At 53.6% G+C, this 19,344-nt stretch carries 23 protein-coding genes; all 23 read right to left on the bottom strand.

Annotated features, from left to right (window positions below; translation table 11 throughout):
* Nucleotides 1-55: 55 nt before the first annotated feature.
* The 23 genes from ACTJJI_RS12240 to ACTJJI_RS12130 all read right to left on the bottom strand — a co-directional run bounded on the left by ACTJJI_RS12240 (nucleotide 56) and on the right by ACTJJI_RS12130 (nucleotide 19,217).
* Nucleotides 56-2,533: a host specificity factor TipJ family phage tail protein gene (locus tag ACTJJI_RS12240; RefSeq protein ID WP_440654247.1), complete on the bottom strand. Its 2,478-nt coding sequence runs from the start codon at nucleotides 2,531-2,533 to the stop codon at nucleotides 56-58.
* The gene (locus tag ACTJJI_RS12235; protein WP_440654245.1) at nucleotides 2,520-2,936 is read right to left on the bottom strand and encodes an NlpC/P60 family protein; all 417 of its coding nucleotides are present in this window, start codon (nucleotides 2,934-2,936) and stop codon (nucleotides 2,520-2,522) included. Before ACTJJI_RS12235 ends, ACTJJI_RS12240 begins: the two co-directional genes overlap by 14 nt.
* Nucleotides 2,899-3,369, bottom strand: a complete 471-nt coding sequence (locus tag ACTJJI_RS12230; protein ID WP_440654243.1) for a hypothetical protein — start codon at nucleotides 3,367-3,369, stop codon at nucleotides 2,899-2,901. The genes ACTJJI_RS12235 and ACTJJI_RS12230 overlap by 38 nt, the downstream gene beginning before the upstream one ends.
* Nucleotides 3,369-3,866 (bottom strand): hypothetical protein, encoded by a 498-nt coding sequence (locus tag ACTJJI_RS12225; RefSeq protein WP_057072460.1) that lies wholly within the window; start codon nucleotides 3,864-3,866, stop codon nucleotides 3,369-3,371. The genes ACTJJI_RS12230 and ACTJJI_RS12225 overlap by 1 nt, the downstream gene beginning before the upstream one ends.
* A 41-nt stretch (nucleotides 3,867-3,907) precedes the next feature.
* Nucleotides 3,908-4,135, bottom strand: a complete 228-nt coding sequence (locus ACTJJI_RS12220; protein WP_440654241.1) for a hypothetical protein — start codon at nucleotides 4,133-4,135, stop codon at nucleotides 3,908-3,910.
* 10 nt (nucleotides 4,136-4,145) lie between these two features.
* Nucleotides 4,146-6,821: a tape measure protein gene (locus ACTJJI_RS12215; protein WP_440654239.1), complete on the bottom strand. Its 2,676-nt coding sequence runs from the start codon at nucleotides 6,819-6,821 to the stop codon at nucleotides 4,146-4,148.
* Between the two features lie 43 nt (nucleotides 6,822-6,864).
* Nucleotides 6,865-7,194, bottom strand: a complete 330-nt coding sequence (locus tag ACTJJI_RS12210) for a hypothetical protein (protein WP_049110449.1) — start codon at nucleotides 7,192-7,194, stop codon at nucleotides 6,865-6,867.
* Nucleotides 7,195-7,303: 109 nt separating this feature from the next.
* On the bottom strand, nucleotides 7,304-7,978 hold the full coding sequence (locus ACTJJI_RS12205) for a DUF6246 family protein (protein WP_058681664.1): 675 nt from the start codon (nucleotides 7,976-7,978) through the stop codon (nucleotides 7,304-7,306).
* A 57-nt stretch (nucleotides 7,979-8,035) separates the two neighbouring features.
* The gene (locus ACTJJI_RS12200) at nucleotides 8,036-8,779 is read right to left on the bottom strand and encodes a phage tail tube protein (protein WP_112871895.1); all 744 of its coding nucleotides are present in this window, start codon (nucleotides 8,777-8,779) and stop codon (nucleotides 8,036-8,038) included.
* 63 nt (nucleotides 8,780-8,842) lie between these two features.
* Nucleotides 8,843-9,226 (bottom strand): phage tail termination protein, encoded by a 384-nt coding sequence (locus ACTJJI_RS12195; RefSeq protein WP_047357454.1) that lies wholly within the window; start codon nucleotides 9,224-9,226, stop codon nucleotides 8,843-8,845.
* Nucleotides 9,223-9,591, bottom strand: coding sequence for an HK97 gp10 family phage protein (locus tag ACTJJI_RS12190; protein WP_440654236.1), 369 nt, complete (start codon nucleotides 9,589-9,591; stop codon nucleotides 9,223-9,225). The genes ACTJJI_RS12195 and ACTJJI_RS12190 overlap by 4 nt, the downstream gene beginning before the upstream one ends.
* Before the next feature lie 2 nt (nucleotides 9,592-9,593).
* Nucleotides 9,594-9,950, bottom strand: coding sequence for a hypothetical protein (locus ACTJJI_RS12185; RefSeq protein ID WP_440654234.1), 357 nt, complete (start codon nucleotides 9,948-9,950; stop codon nucleotides 9,594-9,596).
* On the bottom strand, nucleotides 9,947-10,453 hold the full coding sequence (locus ACTJJI_RS12180) for an HNH endonuclease signature motif containing protein (RefSeq protein WP_440654232.1): 507 nt from the start codon (nucleotides 10,451-10,453) through the stop codon (nucleotides 9,947-9,949). The genes ACTJJI_RS12185 and ACTJJI_RS12180 overlap by 4 nt, the downstream gene beginning before the upstream one ends.
* Before the next feature lie 166 nt (nucleotides 10,454-10,619).
* Nucleotides 10,620-11,000, bottom strand: a complete 381-nt coding sequence (locus tag ACTJJI_RS12175; RefSeq protein ID WP_032671064.1) for a DUF7370 family protein — start codon at nucleotides 10,998-11,000, stop codon at nucleotides 10,620-10,622.
* 2 nt (nucleotides 11,001-11,002) lie between these two features.
* Entirely contained in the window at nucleotides 11,003-11,344 is a 342-nt protein-coding gene (locus ACTJJI_RS12170; RefSeq protein WP_440654230.1) for a hypothetical protein, read from the bottom strand.
* A 32-nt stretch (nucleotides 11,345-11,376) separates the two neighbouring features.
* Nucleotides 11,377-12,432, bottom strand: a complete 1,056-nt coding sequence (locus ACTJJI_RS12165) for a major capsid protein (RefSeq protein ID WP_025913417.1) — start codon at nucleotides 12,430-12,432, stop codon at nucleotides 11,377-11,379.
* Entirely contained in the window at nucleotides 12,429-12,890 is a 462-nt protein-coding gene (locus ACTJJI_RS12160) for a hypothetical protein (RefSeq protein WP_045331687.1), read from the bottom strand. The genes ACTJJI_RS12165 and ACTJJI_RS12160 overlap by 4 nt, the downstream gene beginning before the upstream one ends.
* Nucleotides 12,890-14,260 (bottom strand): DUF2213 domain-containing protein, encoded by a 1,371-nt coding sequence (locus tag ACTJJI_RS12155; RefSeq protein ID WP_440654227.1) that lies wholly within the window; start codon nucleotides 14,258-14,260, stop codon nucleotides 12,890-12,892. Before ACTJJI_RS12155 ends, ACTJJI_RS12160 begins: the two co-directional genes overlap by 1 nt.
* A gap of 74 nt (nucleotides 14,261-14,334) precedes the next feature.
* Complete coding sequence (locus tag ACTJJI_RS12150) at nucleotides 14,335-14,643, bottom strand: hypothetical protein (protein WP_440654225.1); 309 nt, start codon at nucleotides 14,641-14,643, stop codon at nucleotides 14,335-14,337.
* 39 nt (nucleotides 14,644-14,682) lie between these two features.
* Nucleotides 14,683-15,672, bottom strand: a complete 990-nt coding sequence (locus ACTJJI_RS12145) for a phage minor head protein (protein ID WP_440654523.1) — start codon at nucleotides 15,670-15,672, stop codon at nucleotides 14,683-14,685.
* A complete protein-coding gene (locus tag ACTJJI_RS12140) occupies nucleotides 15,608-17,056 on the bottom strand; it encodes a DUF1073 domain-containing protein (RefSeq protein ID WP_440654223.1) in 1,449 nt (482 codons plus the stop codon). The genes ACTJJI_RS12145 and ACTJJI_RS12140 overlap by 65 nt, the downstream gene beginning before the upstream one ends.
* Nucleotides 17,057-17,067: 11 nt before the next feature.
* Nucleotides 17,068-18,636, bottom strand: coding sequence for a terminase (locus tag ACTJJI_RS12135; RefSeq protein WP_440654221.1), 1,569 nt, complete (start codon nucleotides 18,634-18,636; stop codon nucleotides 17,068-17,070).
* Nucleotides 18,633-19,217, bottom strand: coding sequence for a hypothetical protein (locus ACTJJI_RS12130; protein WP_440654521.1), 585 nt, complete (start codon nucleotides 19,215-19,217; stop codon nucleotides 18,633-18,635). Before ACTJJI_RS12130 ends, ACTJJI_RS12135 begins: the two co-directional genes overlap by 4 nt.
* Nucleotides 19,218-19,344: the final 127 nt, after the last annotated feature.

The raw sequence follows: 19,344 nt of genomic DNA, 5'->3' as shown, positions 1-19,344 counted from the left end.
GATTCCATAAAAAAACCCGGCGCGGTGGCCGGGTTCGGTTGGTCGGGGACGGTTCTTATTGGTAGATGGCGTCGCTGTATTCCGCGACGGTCAGAGATACCGTGTTATCTGTGTTCGGTTTGATGCTGTTTACCGTCCATAGTTGGCTGTCCAGCTCCTCTACTGTCGCGATGATATAGCGCGACGGGAGCTGCACAGTGTCTCCGTTCCATATATTGAGCTGAATTTCTGGTATTGCCGCGGTGAAGCCGTACTTCGTGTCGCTACGGGCGGTGGCCGGATAGCGCAGAGTCGGGTTGCCCAGGCTGTCGGTTACAAGCACATACATATCCCCGGTAAACGTGATCGGCTCGCTGGTATCGAAGTTATTCCCGGCGCGGCCGGTGATGTAACCCTGCTGCTGGTTGCTGTCGTAGATATCCGCTATCTGCACGACGCTACCGACCTGGATTATCCCGTCCTCAAACACTTTGGCGTTCATCTTCACGCGCGAGTAGATCAGGCGTTTTGTTTCGCGCAGCGCGCGCTCCCGCGCCTGATACTCGTTACGAAATCCGACGATCTCCAGCTTGTTCGGGTTCTCAGCTTCCTGCTCGACGATAGCGCCGTTCACCACGCGGTAGTTGATGTACGTCTTGTTGTTTGTTGTCGGGTGAACATAGGACACCTGCACGCCGTCGTAGCCGCCTGGAAGAGTAGCTTCGTACGTCATTTTGTACTCGTCCGTCTTCATGTTGGCCCGGTTGAATACGGCATCCGGGTAATCAACTTTTTGGTCACGAGTAAACGTCAGCACGCCGTCATCCCAGTACGCCACCACCGACGCCGCATTGCAGATCGCCTGCACGCGGTCGCCCAAAGAGTCGTTCTCGTCGTCGAACGTGTAGTCGAAGTAGCCCAGACGCTCGTCAGGAAGGCTTTCAGCAATAGAGTACAGTCCGTACAGGTCAATGCTGCTTACCGGCTGCTCGCCCATAATCAGCCAGGTATGCGCCACCGCGTCAGCGAACGAGCGAGACGGTCGCAGCGTGTAATCCACTGTCTGCGTTTCAAGGTCGTACGTGATGGTGTGACGCGTCACCAGGGCGTTATATTTGCGCTCACGGCTACCCAGCGCGTTCTCTGTCGCCCTCACCTTCACCCGTACCAGCGTGTCGGTCGGGTGAACAACGTTCGTACGGATGTTGATGCTGTGGATCTCCTCGACCTTCAGCAGGGAAGCATCGCCGGAGTTATCCGTGCGCTGGAAGCTGACTGCGTATTTCCCGAAGCCGCCGGTCGGAGTGATTTTGTCAGTGCGGTAGAAGACTTCACTCGTCGACTGGTGAGGCGTGGTCTGCCGGTACGTAAAAGTCTGCTGCGTGCCCGGCACCTGGTTGTAGTCGTCGTCGATTTTCCAGATGACAACCTTCCAGTTCGTTTCTTTCTTCCCGCCAAGGCTGGACTGGGTATGCAGCCACAGTTGCGTAGACTCCACCGGAGAGAAGAACGGGCCTACCACCAGCGCCTCGTTATCGTTGAGGATGAATTTCGTGGTGTTTATCGTCGCGTTGGCCGGGATATCCTGTGGACCATCCAGCCGGTTCATCGTGAAGGTATACCAGCGAACCGGGTTAACCACCGCGCCGTCGTTTGTTTCAACAGCGGAAATAAGCGTGCCGGAGAATGTCGCATCAGTAGTGACACTGCCAGATGCGGTGTTGTACGTCACGTTTATCGTGAAGGTCACAGCATGCGGCAGTACGAGCCCCATGAAGTAATCGAACTCGGCCTGTTTAATGATTTTCATCGCAATCTGGCCGCCGGAATAAGCACCGCTGACCACGGTGTTAGCAGTGGCTGTTTCGATCGGGAAATCGCTGGCTTCGTTCTGCCCGGGCACCTCCTGCCCGTCGACATCATCAAACCCGTATCCCTCGACGATCTGCGGGATGACTTCGCCAGGCTCGAAGAACTGGAATTCAGCACCTGCAAGAGAGCCCAGGCTTGATTCTGAGTAGCGCACAGACTCGTAATCGTATTTGCCGATCCCGATGCACATCCACTCTGTAACGTACTTCAGGCCGCCGTCGGTAGATGTCTGGTGAACATATTCGAATACCGATTCCTGAATAAGGTCCGGGAATGAACGCACCTGGCCGTAGATGTCAGGCTTGGCTTTGTATACGCGAGCGGTATTTATCTGACCGGTCAGGCTATTGTTTGGTGAGTCGACGGTATTTCCGCCGTTGTTGGCGATAGCGGGCTTCGGCGCCAGGAACGAAAACACCTGACCCACCACCTTAAAGATCGGGCTGAGGATGTCGCCGACTATGCCCTTTGGCTGGTCGAATATCTGGATGTTGTCCAGTTCACTAAGTTCAAATGCCAGCTCGTCATCGTCGCTCAGCTTCACGCCATTGCGGACGATCAGTATATCGCGGTGAAAAGTGGCGTCATTGGCCGCCAGCCAGTCATAAAAAAGGGTGCCGTTTGGCACCCTGCAACGCAGCTTAGGCGTTCCTGGAAAATTCGATATCTCAACCAGCGCCATATTCGAAAAACTCCACTTTGGTGAATGCCCGCTGAATGACCAGCAACGAGTCCATGCGTACGCTTCCGTTCTCGCCGCGTGAATGCAGCGCCTGCCTGTTAAGCACCAGTCCAACGTGTGCCGGCTGCGCGCCGCGGTATCCAACGAATATCCCGCCCTCGACCGGCTTATCGGCCTGGTGCCAGAAGACGACGTCGCCCTGATAGCAGGTGAAGAAGTCGGCCCCGGCTTCGTAGTCCGGCGTCTGGTGAAGCTCAATCCCGAGAACGTGTCGGTAATACAGGACCACCAGCCCCCAGCAATCGACCTTATCGAAAGAACAGGCACGGTTAGCCCACGGCACGCCGATAACCCTTCTGACAAAATCAGAGGTACTGCAGGCCGGTGTATTCCGTTGGGTCATAAAGCCTTCCGATGTTGTTGTTCAGCGGGTTGGTGACAGAAAGGGTTACCGACGCTGAATCGGCGTCGATGTCCACCGTCTTGACGTAAAGCTGCCAGGACTTAATCGGCACCGACACATCGCCGCTGTCGAATATCTGCCGCGTGGCCGTGATGGCCGTCAGCCGTGCCGCCCCCTTCCACTTCTTCATCAGCGATTTGATGTCAGACGACAGCCGCCCTAACTTCACCGTCGCGTCGATCACCGGCGTGCCGCTCTGCTGGCTCTCTTCGATTTCAAAGCGCGCGGGCGTGTACTCCTGGCCGCCAAGCGTCTTCGGAAAGAACTGCTTATCGACAAGGCGGACATAGCCAAAGGAAGGATGGTAGAACGTGATGGTGTCGTAGAGGCCGCGCGTCGGGCGCTGCTGCTTATAAGCTCTGAAGGTAGGCATCACGGCACTCTCGGTAAAGATTCCGGGTCGCGCCCGTCAGGATAACCAGTAACAACGATATCCAGCCACGAATCCCAAGGCGGAGGCAGCTCAACAATGATGTCGTCGAATTCGTCGTCGGCGTTGTTGAGGTGGTTAGCGATAACGGTCCCCGTCCAGGTCACCACCCCGCCATCGATACTGGTTTGCACCGGCATCTGGGTGAAATGAAGCTCCTGGAGTTGCAGGCCACTGCCGCCCAGATTGATATTCATCCGGAACCAGTTCAGGCCCCGGTTGAGGTAGTTCGGGCTGCGTAGCCACTGTTGGAATGCTCTTTCCTCAGCCAGAGTGAAAATCCACGTAAGTGACCAGGTCACTTTCAGGTCGTCGGTTTGATTCTCGAAGATAGCTGGGCCGACCGCTGGCTGATCGGTCTGAAACCCGGTATCGAGAGTCATGTTTTTGCTGGCCTTCTGCGCCAGTGGCAGCCAGTCTGGGTAATCGATGATTGGCATCTAAACTCCAGGCATTAAAAAACCCGCCGAGGCGGGTTTGATTATTCAACTGACCGTGGACCAGATGGCGCATCGTAAACATTTATTTTTATGTCAACGATATCGCCATTATTGGTAAATTCCAGGTCCTCTCCAGCAGGAGCAATGCCTTTGATGATAGAGCCGTCCTTGAGAGTAAATACAAACTCTACTGCCCTGTTCGGATAAAGCTTATGAGGCTTGCCTTTCTCTGTTGGTATTGATTGCACATCGTTTGGCTCAATAACCACGCATATCTCCTTATAACTGACCTCGAGGTGTTCTTTTCGCAGTTGTATTACCAGTAATAGCCTGCGATATAGGACCTCCATTATTCAAGTCAGCAATAATGGCATCCACGGTTATTATACCATCTCCGTTATTAGTAGCCTGAGCGTCAAATGTGGCACTCGTCATATTCTGTACGTTGATTATGACGCTCACACCGCCGCCCGCAGCCATATCCTTGTTGCTTATTACCTTGCCGTTGTCACCCGGTATCATGTACTGCTTACCGGTACTGGCCTGGTAAATCTCCGGCTTCCCTCTCTCACCGACCTGATACATGCTTCCTGCTGACACTGGTCCGCCGTTGTACCTTGCGCCAGCCAAAGCCAGTCCTTGAGCAAGCCCAACGGTAGATGCAATACCAGCCATCGCAGGTGCTGAGTTTGCGCCAAAGGATGCCAGACTAGCCAGCGCTGCGGCTGGAGCCCATGCGGCCGCTGTCGTGGTAGCCATACCGACAGAAGCAGCGGTAGAAGCTGCGCCCAATGTCTGCCCGATAATGAAGTTTTTGAGAGCCTCAACCCCAACCTGGACTAGCGCATTGACCACGCTATTCAGCATCGTGTTCCCGAGTGATCGCATAGCATCCTGCGCTGACATCGTTCCGGTGATCAGCCCGGTTAACGCATTGGATGCATTACCTGAAAACGCATCCACCGCGCTTGTCAGCATTTCATAACCAAGACCTTGTTGACTGAGCAATTGCCACTGAGCGGCTGTCATCTGCTCATTGAACTGGTTTTCCTGCGCAGTCTTTAAGGCTAGGTACTGGGCATCGGTAGCTGCCTTTGCAGCAACGAACTGATCGTAATTTATTTTCCCTTTTTGGTAACTTTGCTGGAGTATCGCCTGTTCCTGCTGCTGATATTGCTGCATCAGGGCTAACTTCTGGTTATTTTCGTTCACCAGTTGCTGTACCGGGTCAACTTCGGCTCGGGCAGAAGCTACCGGATTGACTGTGGCCTGGGCGTTAATCTTGGCGAGGTTATTCTGGTGCTCGAGCGCCATTTTCTCCGTGGCAGCGTTATACTCATTGAGATCTATTTTCCCAGCGTTCAGTGCGGCCTTCAGATTTTGCATGGATTCGGCGTAGGATTTATTCTCCGCCTGCAAAGGCATTGCCTTAAGTGCTTCAGTAACCCCTTTGGCTGCCGCTGATGCATCCCATGCTTTTGCTGCATATTCACCGGCCTTTTTGATTTGCTCCTGGGTTGCAGAATTACCCAGTGACTGCTGAGCGCGTAATATGGCCTGTTCTCTGCTTAGCTCCTCCGTTGAATCAGCTGCCAATTCTGACTGCTGACGCAAATTTTCAAGCTTATTTGCAATTGATTCGGACTGCGCCTCAGTTTTCTTGCCAGTTTTATTGCTTTCCTTTCTTGCCTCGTTTACTCGGTACGTCTCCGCATATTCATCCTGAAGGGTCTTGATGCGTTTCGGATCCGTAACCCCAGCATCGGCAGCATCATACTGAGCTTGAAGTCTTGCTCTTGCCTCTCCTTCCAGTTTGGCTAGAGCCAGCCTGCGCTCGGAGTTTTTCACCAGCTTTGATGTTGCTGCATCGTCTCCGCTTGTTTCGGTCTTGAACCCTTGGTTGTTCTTAGCATCACTTGCTGCTTTAGCTCTGATGTGAGCAATTTCACCTTCTACCTGCTTTAACTGAACGGCGGCCTGCGCACGACGAGTCTGGAATACGGAGTCTGTCTCATACCAGCGCTGACCATCTTTAAGCTCGGAGTTTAATTCTTGCTGTAGCTTGATAAGCTTCGGCATTCTGGAAGAATCACCGACATTTTTATTGTAGTAATTAAGATTATCAGCAACACTTTGCATCAACCCCGCCAGGGTCGAGGTCAAGCCAATCGCCTGATTGATGTCGTTAATGGCGTTTTTAAATGCTACGTCCAGACTATTTTTCGCCCTGTCGATATTGACAGGCATCTTGTCGAATTCTTCGTTAACAGACTGGGATTGTTTTTGAATAGCGTTAAGGGCATCTTCAGCCGTTAACTTGCCCTCCAGCATTCTCTTGCGGAGATCACCAATCGATATTCCAAGTCCAGACGCAATCTGGCGAGCAAGCTCTGGCATTTGCTCAAGGATGGAGTTGAACTCTTCGGCTCGTACAGTGCCGCCGGCGATTGACTGCCCGAACTGGCGAAGTGCATTAGCCATTTCCTCAGAGGATGAACCGCCTATGGTGCCTATCTTTTGAAGCGTAGAAGTAAGAGCAAGGATCTGGGAGTTTGTTGCACCTGCGCTTTTTAATGCTGTGGTCAGTGATTCCCACAAACGCTCTGTTTCAGAAAGGCTGTTACCTGTTTGTGATGCAATAGCTGAAAGAGCTGACATAGTCTCTTTCGCTGTATCAATACTCGGACTGAGCCTGGTGATCCTGGCCTGCAAGGTAGCCATCTCATCACCAATCGCAATCAGCCTTTTGGCCGTCTCGATGGTGAAAGCTGCTGCAATCGCCACTCCTACTTTATTAAGCGCTCCCTCAAAGCGGCTAACCGACCCGGATGCTCGGTCGAAATTGGAGCCCATTTTATCAAGCCGATCGTTTACTTTACGCTGTGCCTCAATAAGCTCTGCTACGTCCATCTGGACTTGATAAACAATATTCCCAACCTGTTCGCTGTTGGCCATGCTTTTCTCCGGGCATAAAAAAACCCGCCGGAGCGGGTCATTCTCACTGACAGGCCTTTCGGCCTATGTAATCTGCTATTGAGCCTTCAACTATATTCGCCATTCTTGAATCAGATTTTGATGACTTCATCTGCTCAAGAGACTCACCCTCACCTAAATATTTCACGGTCCACGATGAGCAATCATAAAGGCGCTTTGTAAAAATGGTCCCGGAAGGTCCCACTCTTTTTGTGACTATGGTCGCCATACTTCCATTAATGTCTTTATCGAGGACTGTATAACTGGCTTTGGTATCGGTTGGAATTCTCATTTCTTCCGCCGCGACGACGCCAAAAGAAACCACTGCAAGCAATGCTAAAGTTAACTTCTTCATATCCATATTCCCCATTAGTAAAAGTTGAAACATCCTACCCCGGAACATCACAGTTGCAACGGAAAAGGATGATTTATTGTTCTCAGGGTATCGTTGTATAGAAGGTCGGTTACTTCTTTTTCGCATTCTCGCGTCGAACTGCCTGTTTAGCCAGATATTCGTCGGCGATGCTGTCGTACTCTTCGCGAGTGAACCCTTTCTGCTCAGGGTATTTCGCCGCTAGCAGCATCTGAAATTCGGTCATAGTTAGCTTGGACGCCTCATCACGACTCATGCCAAAGTGGCTACGCGCCGCGCTGATGTAGTCGAAGGCTTTAAATTCAGTGGTTCGCTCGCCTGTTTCGTGGCGCTGCAACTGGCGAACCTTCGCTTTGCCAACGATACCGTGCTGCATGAGGTGCTGAGCCAGCACGATGATGTCGTTCTTCGGCATCTTTCCAGGTCGGTATACAACGCAATGTCGCCACCCTTTCCATTCGCCGATCATGGACGTCAAGTCTTCATCGCAGCACGCCTGTAACACCTGCATGCACGTGGATAAAAGCTTCTCAGCGGCACGGTTGAAAGAGGGGGATAACCATTCAGGAAATCGTCCAAAAGTGCTCGCGCACGCTTCAGTGAGCTGAGAAACCTCAATGCCATGGATGATGGCGTACGCCTGCACAATCTCTTCCGGAGTGCCGATCCTCGTCATGGCCTCAAATGAAGGTCGGAGCAGGTAATCTTTTCCGCCTTCGCGACTGTCGCTGACGGAGATTTCGCCAATATCGGTTAAAACGGTCATAGGCATTCCAGTAAACGGTCATTATCAAGGGCAGCACGCCGCCCTTTTGAATGTCCGTTAGGTAACGGTAACCGTATGCACGGCCACAAAGTTTCCGTCTTCAGTGTTGATGATGATCTGCGCGCTGCCGGTGGCGACACGCGTCACGGTAACGGTGTTGCCTGAGGCGGTAGCCGTTGCTTTGGTCGCATCGGTAGTCGCTACAGTGAAGTCTTTGTTTGTTGCGCCGGTTGGTGCGATGTTCACCGTGAAAGTGCTGGTGCCGCCTGCCGTACCGGTGCTGGTTGTCGGAGTTACCGTTACGCCAGTCACTGCTACTGCGGTCAGTTCGTTAACTTCGATGGTACTCGCGTCGCCGACTTTGAACTCAGTTGAGAACGTTACGATATCGTTGGTTCCACCGTCAGAGCTCAGGGCATTAACGGTCATGTAGCCGACAAACTCAACCGGGCCGTAATCCATCCGCACCCAAATTCCTGGCTGCTTTTTCGCCTTAAGCTGTGCAGCAAAATACGTGATGAACTTTCCGATCCCGTACTGGTCAAGCTTGTCCTTTTTACGGACCTCACCTTCGAAACTAATCGTGAAATCGCTGTTGGTGATGATGGTTTCGACATAGCCGCCGCCGTCATCCGCATCAGATGTAACCGAGTTTGGGTTGAAGTCGAAGCCCTTTGATGTTCCAGCAGCCAGAGATTTCCACTCTGATTCTTCAGGTTTAACATCAGGGCAGCCGTCAGCGACCTCCAGCACGATCGCACCGCCGAACAGACGCTCGTTCGAGTTAGGGCAGTCAGCCATGTGAAACTCCTCTTTGACGTATAAAAGAAAACCCGCCGGAGCGGGTTATTTGGTTGGTAATGGCTAGTCGCCAAATGTGCAGGCAAATTGCAATCGGAAGACTATTCGCCCTTCTTCTGTGAGCACCGGCGCGGGAATTGCGCCCATGTTCTGGATGTAGCCGACACATTCGTCAGCCATGGGGTTGGCCTGGACATAATCAATGATTGACTGAGCCGCCGTTGCCGCCGCCTGGTTTTTGTCCTTTGCGCCAATCACATCGACCAGGACATAGTTATCGTTCCCGAGGTCATTTCTGATGGGGGTTCCGCCATTTGGTCTGAACACCATGATCGCTTTCGAAAGATCATTCGGGTCATTGAAACTAAGAAGCTGAACCAGGAAACCGGTAGTAAGACCGGCATCGCCAAACATGTTCCTGACTCGCTGATACATAGGAGGATTCATAGAGACATTTCCTTGGCGATCACAGCATCAATCTGTCGCTGCGTGTCTTCAAACCCTTTGGTTAAAAATTCCTTCCTGGCCGTCGCCCGGCGGAAGTTCTGAGGTACGCTTGGGTCATGGACATATGCAGCATAGTTAGCTGAATAACCCACCCGGCCCGTCACGCGATTGCCATTTACAGTGATCTCGCGGAACTGGCTATTGATGAGGGTGGATGTATCGATCGGGGTATAGAGCGCCGCTTGAGATCCGCCGATAATCAAAGCTGATTGCATCGCCCTGACGACCTTTTTCCCCTGAATATCACCAACCAGAGCATTAAGGTTTTTCTTAGCCTGGCTGATGCCCTTCACTTTGATGCCCATGGCTAAACTCCTGTCAGGATGGCGTAATCATCCGCCAGGCGGTCAAACGTATCGGCATAGCGAATAACCTGCCGCACCTCGTCGGCACCGGCCACAACCGGGTCAGCTGCGGTCGATACGCCAATCAGCAGGTAATCACCTGCGGCCGCCAGCGCGAACTCCGTCCAGACGGTATTCTTCACGACTATTTCGGCGCCCAGGCTGCCGATGCGCTTTGACAGGCCGCCTTCGTAATCGCACATGATTACTTCTGGTGCGGCGTACCCATTAATTGGATCGCCGTATTCGTCGGTTCCGCCGTTCTGCTTGCGCCAGATTGTGGCTTTTGCGGTATATGACCACGAAGCTACGCTGCTCAATTTTCTGCCCCATGCCTTACGGTGAACAAACCTGACGAAACCTCTGCAACCAAGCGGGCTTCCCATGCTTTGATGAATGAGTCAAATCTGCCAAGCGGCCTGGTCTTGCCCATGTAATGTATCTGGGCTCGAAACTTACCAGTTTGCTTGCACCACGTAACACCAGTCACTCCAGTGGTGTTATCTTTTCGCCTGCGAACATTTCGAGCATTTTCGCCATCGATACACTCTCGCAGGTTGCAAAGACGGTTATCAGTTTTGATGCCATTGATATGATCAATTCTGCCTTTGGGCCATTGCCCATGAGCATATAGCCATGCCAGACGGTGCAATCTGTAGTTCTTACCGAAGATTGTCATGTGAAGATAACCGCAACTATCAACACATTTACTAAGCGCATTCTCCTTAACGCCTCTTCGCCCTTTATTGCAGTTAATCAATCCCGTTTCGGCATCGTAAGTTATTAAACTTCTGAGAGTTTCAGCATTCATTAGTTTACTCATCCTCTCCATCTGATAACCTTTGCGCCGGAATTCCTTATCCGCTCGCAAAGAATGAACCACTCGCCGTCCGATTTCACATAGCCGGTAGTTTCCCGCCAGGTGTCGGTCACCACCCAGACGCGGGTGAGAGGCTTCGGCTTGCCTTCCGTCACTGATTTGTACTTCATCAGCAGCCTCCGACCACCATGAACAGGCCGACACTATTACCTGCGCTGATTGGCAACTCACTGGTGCAGCCGCTGGTGTCGAGCCGGGCCAACGAGTCGCGCAACCAGGTAATGCTGTCGTCGCCATATTCAAACGAGCGGGACGCGCCAGACGGCGCACCCTGCGATTTGATACGGCGAGCGCCGGACGACGTAGCCATAAGCGCGGCGGCGTACATCAGGATCAGCTTCGCGGTACAGTCGTCATAGCCCGCACCATCGAGACACGGGATAATCTTGTTCACCACGCAGAGGATCGGATCCAACAGCGCGCCCGGGATGGAGTAACCCAATTCACCGAGGAACGCCTGCACGTCTGCCGCTGTGATTGGGTCAGCCATGGTTATTTCGCCTTTTTCGATTTAGCGGTGGTGTCTGCCTGCTCTGCCTGCTCTGCCTGCTCTGCCTGCTCTGCCTGCTCTGCCTGCTCTGCCTGCTCTGCCTGCTCTGCCTGCTCTGCCTGCTCTGCCTGCTCTGCCTGCTCTGCCTGCTCTGCAGGTTTATCGTCAGCACCAGGTGTGGCAACTTCAAGCTCCTGCTCTTCAACTTCGCTAACGACCGATACGCGACCAGCGAAAGCTGGCGGCACATCAACCGCAACAAACTCATGACCAACCGGCAGTTGCTGGAATACGCCGTTAATCGTTCCCCAGCAACCAGCCTTCTCGACTTTTAACTTTTTCATGCTCTCTCCCGAAGAAAAGGGGCCGAAGCCCCTTAACCCTGTGCGTTGAACACTTTAGAGCGACCGTTGAAATCGCGCTTAATCTGCAGACCGACAGCACTCCAGACCAGAGTGTTGTAGTTGTCGAACGGATTCTGGCGCGGGATCATGAAGGTGCCCACCGGCGCTGCAATACGCGTCTTGATGTACTGCGAATTGCGCACGTACGCGATGAAGTGGTTACCCGTCAGCTTAAAGGTCTGGTTAACAGACTCGATACGGCCGTAGCGCAGGATGTACTCCAGCACGGTGCCTTCTTTGAAGCCGGCAGCGGAGGAATATGGTTTGCTCATGTTGCGCATGATGTCAGGCGACACCCACACCTTCACCTTCTCCTGCACGTAGTTATCGTCCAGGAGCTTAGCGAACGGGCCGGTGAAGAATGCGACCATCTCGTCAGGGGTGGCGGTGGTCAGGTCGATATTCAGACCGGACGCACTCAGATCCACCTGGTTGGTGTTGGCGTGGTTGGTGATGCCTGCGCCGACATACCCCTTCACCTTCACTTTCGCGTCACCAGACAGCATGTAGTCGGCCATATCCTCGCGGATGGCTGCAACGTGCGCTTCCTGGTCATCGGCCATTGCGTCAAGGTTTTCTGACTGCATGCCGTTCCACTCACGCCATTCACGGCTGTAGCCGGTGTTGAAGATCGGGATTGGGTCACCAGCTTCGTCGTAGATAACTTTATCCAGTTCTTCCGGAACGTGGCCCGTCAGTGTGCGATGAACCTTGCCCGCGTCACTGGAGACGCGGTAAAGCGCCGCTGTCTTGCCGATAGAGATCGGCGTACCGAGACCGAGCAGATCATCCAGCAGGCCGTTGCCTTCGTCATTACGGAAGACTCGGGTAGTGATGTTATCCACTTCACGCCAGTAGTCTTTGGAGATCAGCGCAGCCTGGTTAACTTCCAGTGCGCCGCCATACTGGGCGGAAATAGTGTTCTGGTTGATGTTGAAGGACTCACGCTGCATCAGCAGCTGATTCCACGCCTGCTTTACCTGGTTATATTCAGTAACCAGCTTTTTGTTGAATACGATCATGCTCATGCGGTTGCTTTCCCTGATTTGCGAACTTTCACGAGCTGAGCTTCTGCGCCAACGGTGATTTTTTCGCGTGAATAAAAGAGGACCTGGTCGGTGGCTGGTGTGGTCGACTTGGCCAGCGTGCCGTCACCGGCAGAAACCAGACCTTCGTTTTCCAGCAACACTTCGCCTGCTTTGACCAGCATGTGGTAATCCACATCGTCTTCGCACATGATGGCCGCGCCGGTATCACCTGCAGGAACCGAGTCGCGAATGTCACCACCGCCGATGTAGTTGTGCTGAAGAGCCAGGGCAACGCCTGCACCGCCAGCGACATTGTGAACTGCCAGTTTCCCAGTGCTGTCGAGCATCACCAGTGAGCCGGGTTTCACGGCCGCCGCCATGATTGCTTCAATGACCTGTGGGTCATTCTTACGGGCCGGGCCCGCGATTACCGTATGGAAACGAGGTGCGAGAGCCATTATTCAGGTGCCTCCATGTTAAGGATTTCACTCTGAGCGCCATTCCCCTGGAATGCAGGGTTCAGACCGGTGCTGGTCTGGCACTGTGAGTACAAGTCGTTCAGCGCGTCACCGGAAAGGGAGTTAACCGCTGCTTCGGTCATGAACGAGAATTTCGCTTTAACAGCGTCACGTTTGGTTTTCAGCTCGCTTTCAGCGTTCGCCTGCAGCTGAGTTTCCAGCTTGCTCAGCTTTTCGTTCAGCGGGGTGAGCGCCGCATTAACAGCCGCAGTGATCACATCAGAGTTAATCTGAGCCTGGCCCGGGTCTCCGCCGCCATCATTCTTCTGCATCTGCTGGTTGTAGGCATCCCAGACCTGATCGTCGGTCAGCCCCTCGGTTTTAACGCCTGCGGCATTGAGCGCGGCGATCATCTTCTCTTTCATCGGGTTTGTTTCTCCGTTGGTTTTGACTTCGTACTCAGTTGGTTTGCGCACGACTTCTACTGGATCGCCGACAAGCGTTACGACCTTGTCAGAGATTAGGTACTTCTGGTCGAAGAGCTTCGGCTTGGCGTTTTCGCCATCCTCTTCGTAAACGAAATGGTCAGGCCAGACGCTGACGACATAGCGCCACTTTTTGTCGTCCTGCTTGATAGCCATGCGCAGCGCCTGATAGATGTCGTCGAATGACATCTCTGAAGCGTTGCTGATGAAGAACTTCACTTTGTTCCACCAGCCATCTTTCATGCTGTTGGCTTCATCTATAAGGCTGGCATTTTCTACCTCACCCTCTTGTCCATCAGCATTCACGAACATGCCGACTCCCTCTTCCGGTGTTCCGGCGCCAGGCTCATCGAGTAGAATGGCTATATGGTCGAACTGCATATTGCGAGCAATCCAGGTGTACTTTTTACCTTTAGATTCACCTGCTTTTTGCTCTTTGTTCAGCAATAGCCCGGTAGACAGATGAATAGGCTCGATATTTGTACCTGCGATCATCTGATCAAGACGACTAATCAGGCGCTGACCATCAGGCTTCGATTCTGCTACCGACTTGTTGACATAGACATCATGTACGGTCTCGCCGCCAGCCTTGCTGACGTTCTGAGCCCATGCCCCGGCGTAGTAATCGTTGACCGCCTGCGGGTCGTTGGCGCTGACGTATTTGCCGTTCACCATCGGGTGGCCGATCGGCATTAACTTGCGCTCCATCGTCTGGTAGCTGTTGTTAATCTCCTCCGCCGGGTACAGGCCGCCATTCATCACGATGTCATCGACGATCGGGACCGCACCACGAATGACGTAGTGTTCCTGGCCGTTGATGGTGGTCGTTGAGATGTTGGAGGCGTTGATGGCGAGGGATTTAACGTGGATGCTGGATAGCTTCACGTTACGTCCTCATTGGTGGATTTCAGGCATTAAAAAAGGCCGCCTGAGCGACCCTTTTTCAAACAATTGTACAACTACACGCGTAGAACACCGATTTCTAGCGTTTCATATCCGCCTTGCGACTCTAGACTGAGGGCTTCTAAGATAACTTTATAAGTGCTGGTACTAGAGTCGCTAATTAGAGAGATCTCAACCATTGCGTTCATACGCTTAATGAGTTCTGACATTTCATCACGGTCAAAATGATCATTTTCCTTCGAAATCGTCAGGTTCATTCTTCCTGCGGATTGAGGGGCGATATATTCAAAAATCGAAATTTTGCCAAGGATGATGGTTTGCTGCTGCCCATAGGTTACATGCACAACTGTGTTCTGATCGATCATAAAACCTCCTTTTAATAAGAGGTTAGAGATTATTCTGATTTACTGTACAGGCCAAGCTTTTCTTTCCTTAGCTAACTTATCCGCCAGCCCTTCATTGAAGATGCTGCCGTCGTCGTTGAGCAGCGCCGGAATCTGGCTGCAATAGCAGTTGTACCGGTTGCCGTTTTCAGCGTAGAAGTCCCTCACCTCTTCGGTGGTGTAGACCTTGCCATGACGGCTGGCGTGCCAGGTTCGCGTCGTCGGCTTGAGCGCTGACAGCCACAGCAGGCCGGTATTAAGCCCCAGCCGGTCAGCAGCCCAGTCCGTTTCATTCCACTGTGCCTGCCGCAGCGCACCGACCTGTTCAGTCTGAGCGATGGTCTTGGCCTTCGACATCGAAACGTCGAGACGCTTGCTGATGACGCTGGCCGTCTCGAGAGGATTCACCCCGCGCGCTACCGCATCGGTGATGATGTTGGTCAGGTCGCCGCGGGCGGTATCGCTGATGACCTTCCAGTCACTGAACGTTGTCAGCCTGGCCGCCGCCACCTGGTTAAGGTGACCGGGGCTGTTTAAAAGCTGCTGGAGCGTCGTCTGGCTGGCGTATATCTGCGACTGCTGCGAGAGGTTGTTGAATGCCTCCAGCGTGCCGCGCTGAGCTTCTGCGACGACGTAATCCATCGCCCACAGGTTCTGCTCGCCACCATCCAGCAGGTAATCATCGAGAATAGACTGCACCGCTTCCAGCAGGTCAGCCAGTTCCTGCGCCGACATGTCGTAGATGAACTTGCCGGCGTTGACCTGGTAGAGCCGCATGTCCGCGCCGTTGTCGTGGCAAAGGAAGTGCCAGTTATGGCTGTTACCCTCACGCTCTCGCCCGGTCAGGCGCTGGTCGAACAGAGCTTTCAGCGCCACCTTTATCGCGTAATACCGGTCCTCAATGTCTCGCTCCATCTTGCTGACAGACTTGCGCGACATAGTGGGGTCAACTTTCGACCGTGGTATTACCGGACTTTTCGGCTTCTGACTGAGGGTCGGCCAGAGGATCAGGCTTTGGTTTGTTGTCATCAGGCGGAACCTCATCATCAAGCTCAGGCAGTGGTTGCAGTTCGCCAGCAGCGCGTATTTCGTTCTCTTCGATAGCCGAACGACCGAAAGCATTCGTTGATTTCACAGCCACGTCCGCGAGCTTGTCCATGTTGGCAATCTTCTCTGCCTGGCTCGGCGCCAGTAGATCGGACCATCCCACTGTAACTTCTTCGCCGCTGGCTGGAGGAATGAAACCAAGCGTCCAGAAGCGGGTAACCACCTCAGTGATTACTTCGGTCAGGAAGCCATTGCGTCGGCTCATACGGGTTTTTGCCCAGTCCTTCGCATCTTCCGTGCTGGCCCTTTCTCCTGTCTGCATGCCCACCAGCACCTTCACCGGGATCGGCACTGTGGAGCAGAACTCATTGAGCGCAGTCCGCCATGTTGGCTCCGGGTCGGCAACTGCCACGGAAAGCACGCTGGTATCGCCCTCCTGCATGATGACGGCGCTATCTGTGCTGTCATTCAGGCGACGAACCTGGTCATCCATCCCTTCAGAGAGTTGCGCCTCGCTAACGCCCAGCGCTCTTGCCAGCTGCGCAAAACTTGTCTTGGCGCTGAAGTTAAAATTGAGCTGCCGACTGGCATTCTTCAGGAACCCCTCCGCCGCGCCGCCTGATACCTTCTCAAGATCCATCAGCTTGTTGAAGCCCTCTTCCAGCAGAGACTCGCCGGAATCCAGTCTTCCGTCATCTGAACCTTCCGCCAGGATGATGACGCGATCAGGATGAACGTTGATAATTCGCCCGGGCTGGCCACTGCGTTGCTGCTGAACCGGTATCTCGGTAAATGAGTACATGCTAACAGCACCGTAGTCCTCGCTGTTCTGGTCCTCGTTATAACTGACAGGGTCGAGCTGAGCCTCCCAGACCGGGATTAGCCTGACGAGCGCCCTTTCTTGGAGTCTGCCGACCATCGCCTTATCGACAGGTTCCCACCAGGGCTTACTGTCTTTAACCAGGATGAGCAGCGCTGAGTAACGGCCCACTAGGTTACGTTTGTCAGCGCCCTTAATCTGCTTCCAGCAGCGTTTAAGCAGCTTATTGACCCTCTTATCCCAGGGTGTCTGCTGTGTGGCATCCTTAGTCTGGTCGCCTTCGTAAACGTCCGGGTAATCCTCCCAGCAGCCATCAACCATGCGCGCCACTCCGGCGCCAGCGATGGCATTGCGGCGGTATGCCCGGTAAAAGTCATCGAAGCAGAGATCCTGCGGGTACCCAAACTCCTGATACAGGCGCTTACGCTTGGTATTACTGGTGCCATTGAACAGTGCGTTGACGTAACGCATCCGCTCGCGGTCGATGCTGGCATTCGTGGCGAGTTGTTTATTTTCGCATTCGTTCACGGTTTCCTCCGTCAGCGCGAGCGCACCAACATGCCGGTAATTTTCTGTGGTGAGTGCAGTACTCGGTAGCGGGTAGCATCCCAGTCGTGGTCTTCCTGTTGGGTATCTACGTCATCTGGATTTTTGCTGTCGCGAACCAGCACTGGTATGCGGCTAGTCCAGCCACGGCAATGCTCGAACACGTAAAAGGCAGGCTTCTCAGGGATTCCAGATTCCAGCTTCTTACCTTCAACTACAGCCTCAAGCATGTCGGCAAATACCGAGGCCCCGTTAACTCGTGAGCCTGGCTTCTTATTGGCTTCAAGCCATTCGACACCCTGATTTTCCATTTTCTGGCCGATCGACAACTCATCGTCACCGGTATTGAAAATGGCGCTATCAGCCGGGCCCGGGATAACTTCCGAGCATATTCCCGGAACAACGTTCAATTGGCCCTGCGTAACACCGTCTATTTGAATCTCTTCCGGCTCGTCGACGTCTTCGCCCACCAGCCGCTTGTCAATCCACGCCACGCCTTTCGCGACGTTGGTGGATGACATATTCAGGCCTTTGTTCAGCTCATCAGGCGGGCAGCCATACCATTCTCCGATCAGGATTAACGTCCCTGCCGGCGGGCAGAACTGCCGACCATCAGGCAGCTCGGCGGCAGTGCCATCAGCCTGAGCCCACCACAGATTAGAGAACGGCTTCGACTCACCCCAGTCATGGGAGCGGTCAACTGTCCAGCTATCCGGTATGCGGAATGGCTTAATGACGTGCAGCGATTCATTCCACAGGTGGTCGAATCGCCCGCCACTGGTCACATCCCAGGAGCCCTCTACCCACGCTTTGCGTCGGTTAGGGTCTTTGATGGCCATCAGGGTCGCGATGTACTGCGGGTCGAGGTACGGGTTTTCTTTAAACGAGCCGTGGATTGCCACGCGGGTCAGCGTGATTTCCTCTTCTCGCTCAGTTTGAGGGTTAAATACCATTTGCCGGTCGCGCTGCACGGTTCCGCGCGGCGCTGGCTCAATGAAGCGTTTCTTCACCCAGGTATGCCCGATGCCAAACGGGTTGGTCGTGCTGAACGTCTCCAGCGGGATCGGCCTCAGTAACTTGCCATTATCCAGCGGGTAGTTTTCCGGCCTGAACGATGAACGTCGGCAGGAGAACATCATTTCGTAGAATTCCGGTGACTGCTGTTTAGTCAGCTCGTTAAAGCCAATGAACGGGAATTCCTGCCCGTGGAAATCCCAGTAGTCGTCCGCCTCTTTGCCGAAGCGGAAGAGCAACTCCTCGCCAGTAGGCCATACCCATCGCAACTCGCTCGCAGATGACAGATAGCGTGCGCCGTCGTTGAACAGGCGAAACATACGCTTCGACTGAGTGATGATGTCGGCAAGGTTCTTATATTCGGTATCGAAGATGACGCCGCGCCAGAACGAGCCATAGCCCACTCCGACATTTCTCCGGAACCTGGCTAACTGCGCAGCGGTCTTTCCCGGGCCGCGAGTGCCTTCGAACAGGATCTCATTACACGGGCAACTCAGCGCGAGAGACTGCGACCCAGGCAGTGGCTTCCATACAGCTTTGTAATTCATCCACCGAGAACCCCGCCCTGTTGTTTTTGCGCTGCTGCTTCCCAGTCATCCACGCTGTCACTGGTTGGTACCAGCATGACGTTATGCGTTACCTCTTTCGTTTCCGCCTTATTCTCGATGCTGTACGCCTCACGCTCGAGGCCGATCAGCGTCTTCAGGCTGTCACTAAGGTCTTTCATGGATTTAACACGGGAAGGCAGGCTGATTATTTTGTGGTACAGATCATTGAGCTTATCCTGGCCCTTGTCATCCTCACGGCGCATCAGGTCACCGAGCATCTCAAGCGCGGCAACATCGCCACACTCACCCGCCAGCTCATCGAATAGCATGTTTGTCAGTTCGCGAGCCCGGCGGATGTCTCCCCGGTGCTCCATGCGTACCGTGGCAATCACCTCGGCAGTCGCCTCTATCAGTACGCGCTCGGTCAAAGTGCTTTCGTTGCGTACCTGTTTGCGTACCTCCTGTTTGCGTACCAGATCGTCAGCCTTTTGCTGAATCTTCGCATTGAGGTCACGCGACCAGTCGTCACGCTTGGCACGCTTACGGATAGCGCCTTCGCTGATACCGTGCTGTGATGCTATTTCTCGGAGGTGTTACCAACGGTGCAAAACTGATCCACCCCAGCGGTTGAAAATTGATCCAGGGGTTAATCTGCTCCTCTGAATACAGGGGAGCTTATGATCACTTTTGAGATTCGTATGGAAATTA

It is taken from the genome of Enterobacter sp. 22466, assembly GCF_052044775.1.
Classification (GTDB): domain Bacteria; phylum Pseudomonadota; class Gammaproteobacteria; order Enterobacterales; family Enterobacteriaceae; genus Enterobacter; species Enterobacter dissolvens.
The sequence above is the reverse complement of the archived record's forward strand: the minus strand, read 5'-3'. Positions and strand labels throughout refer to the sequence as shown.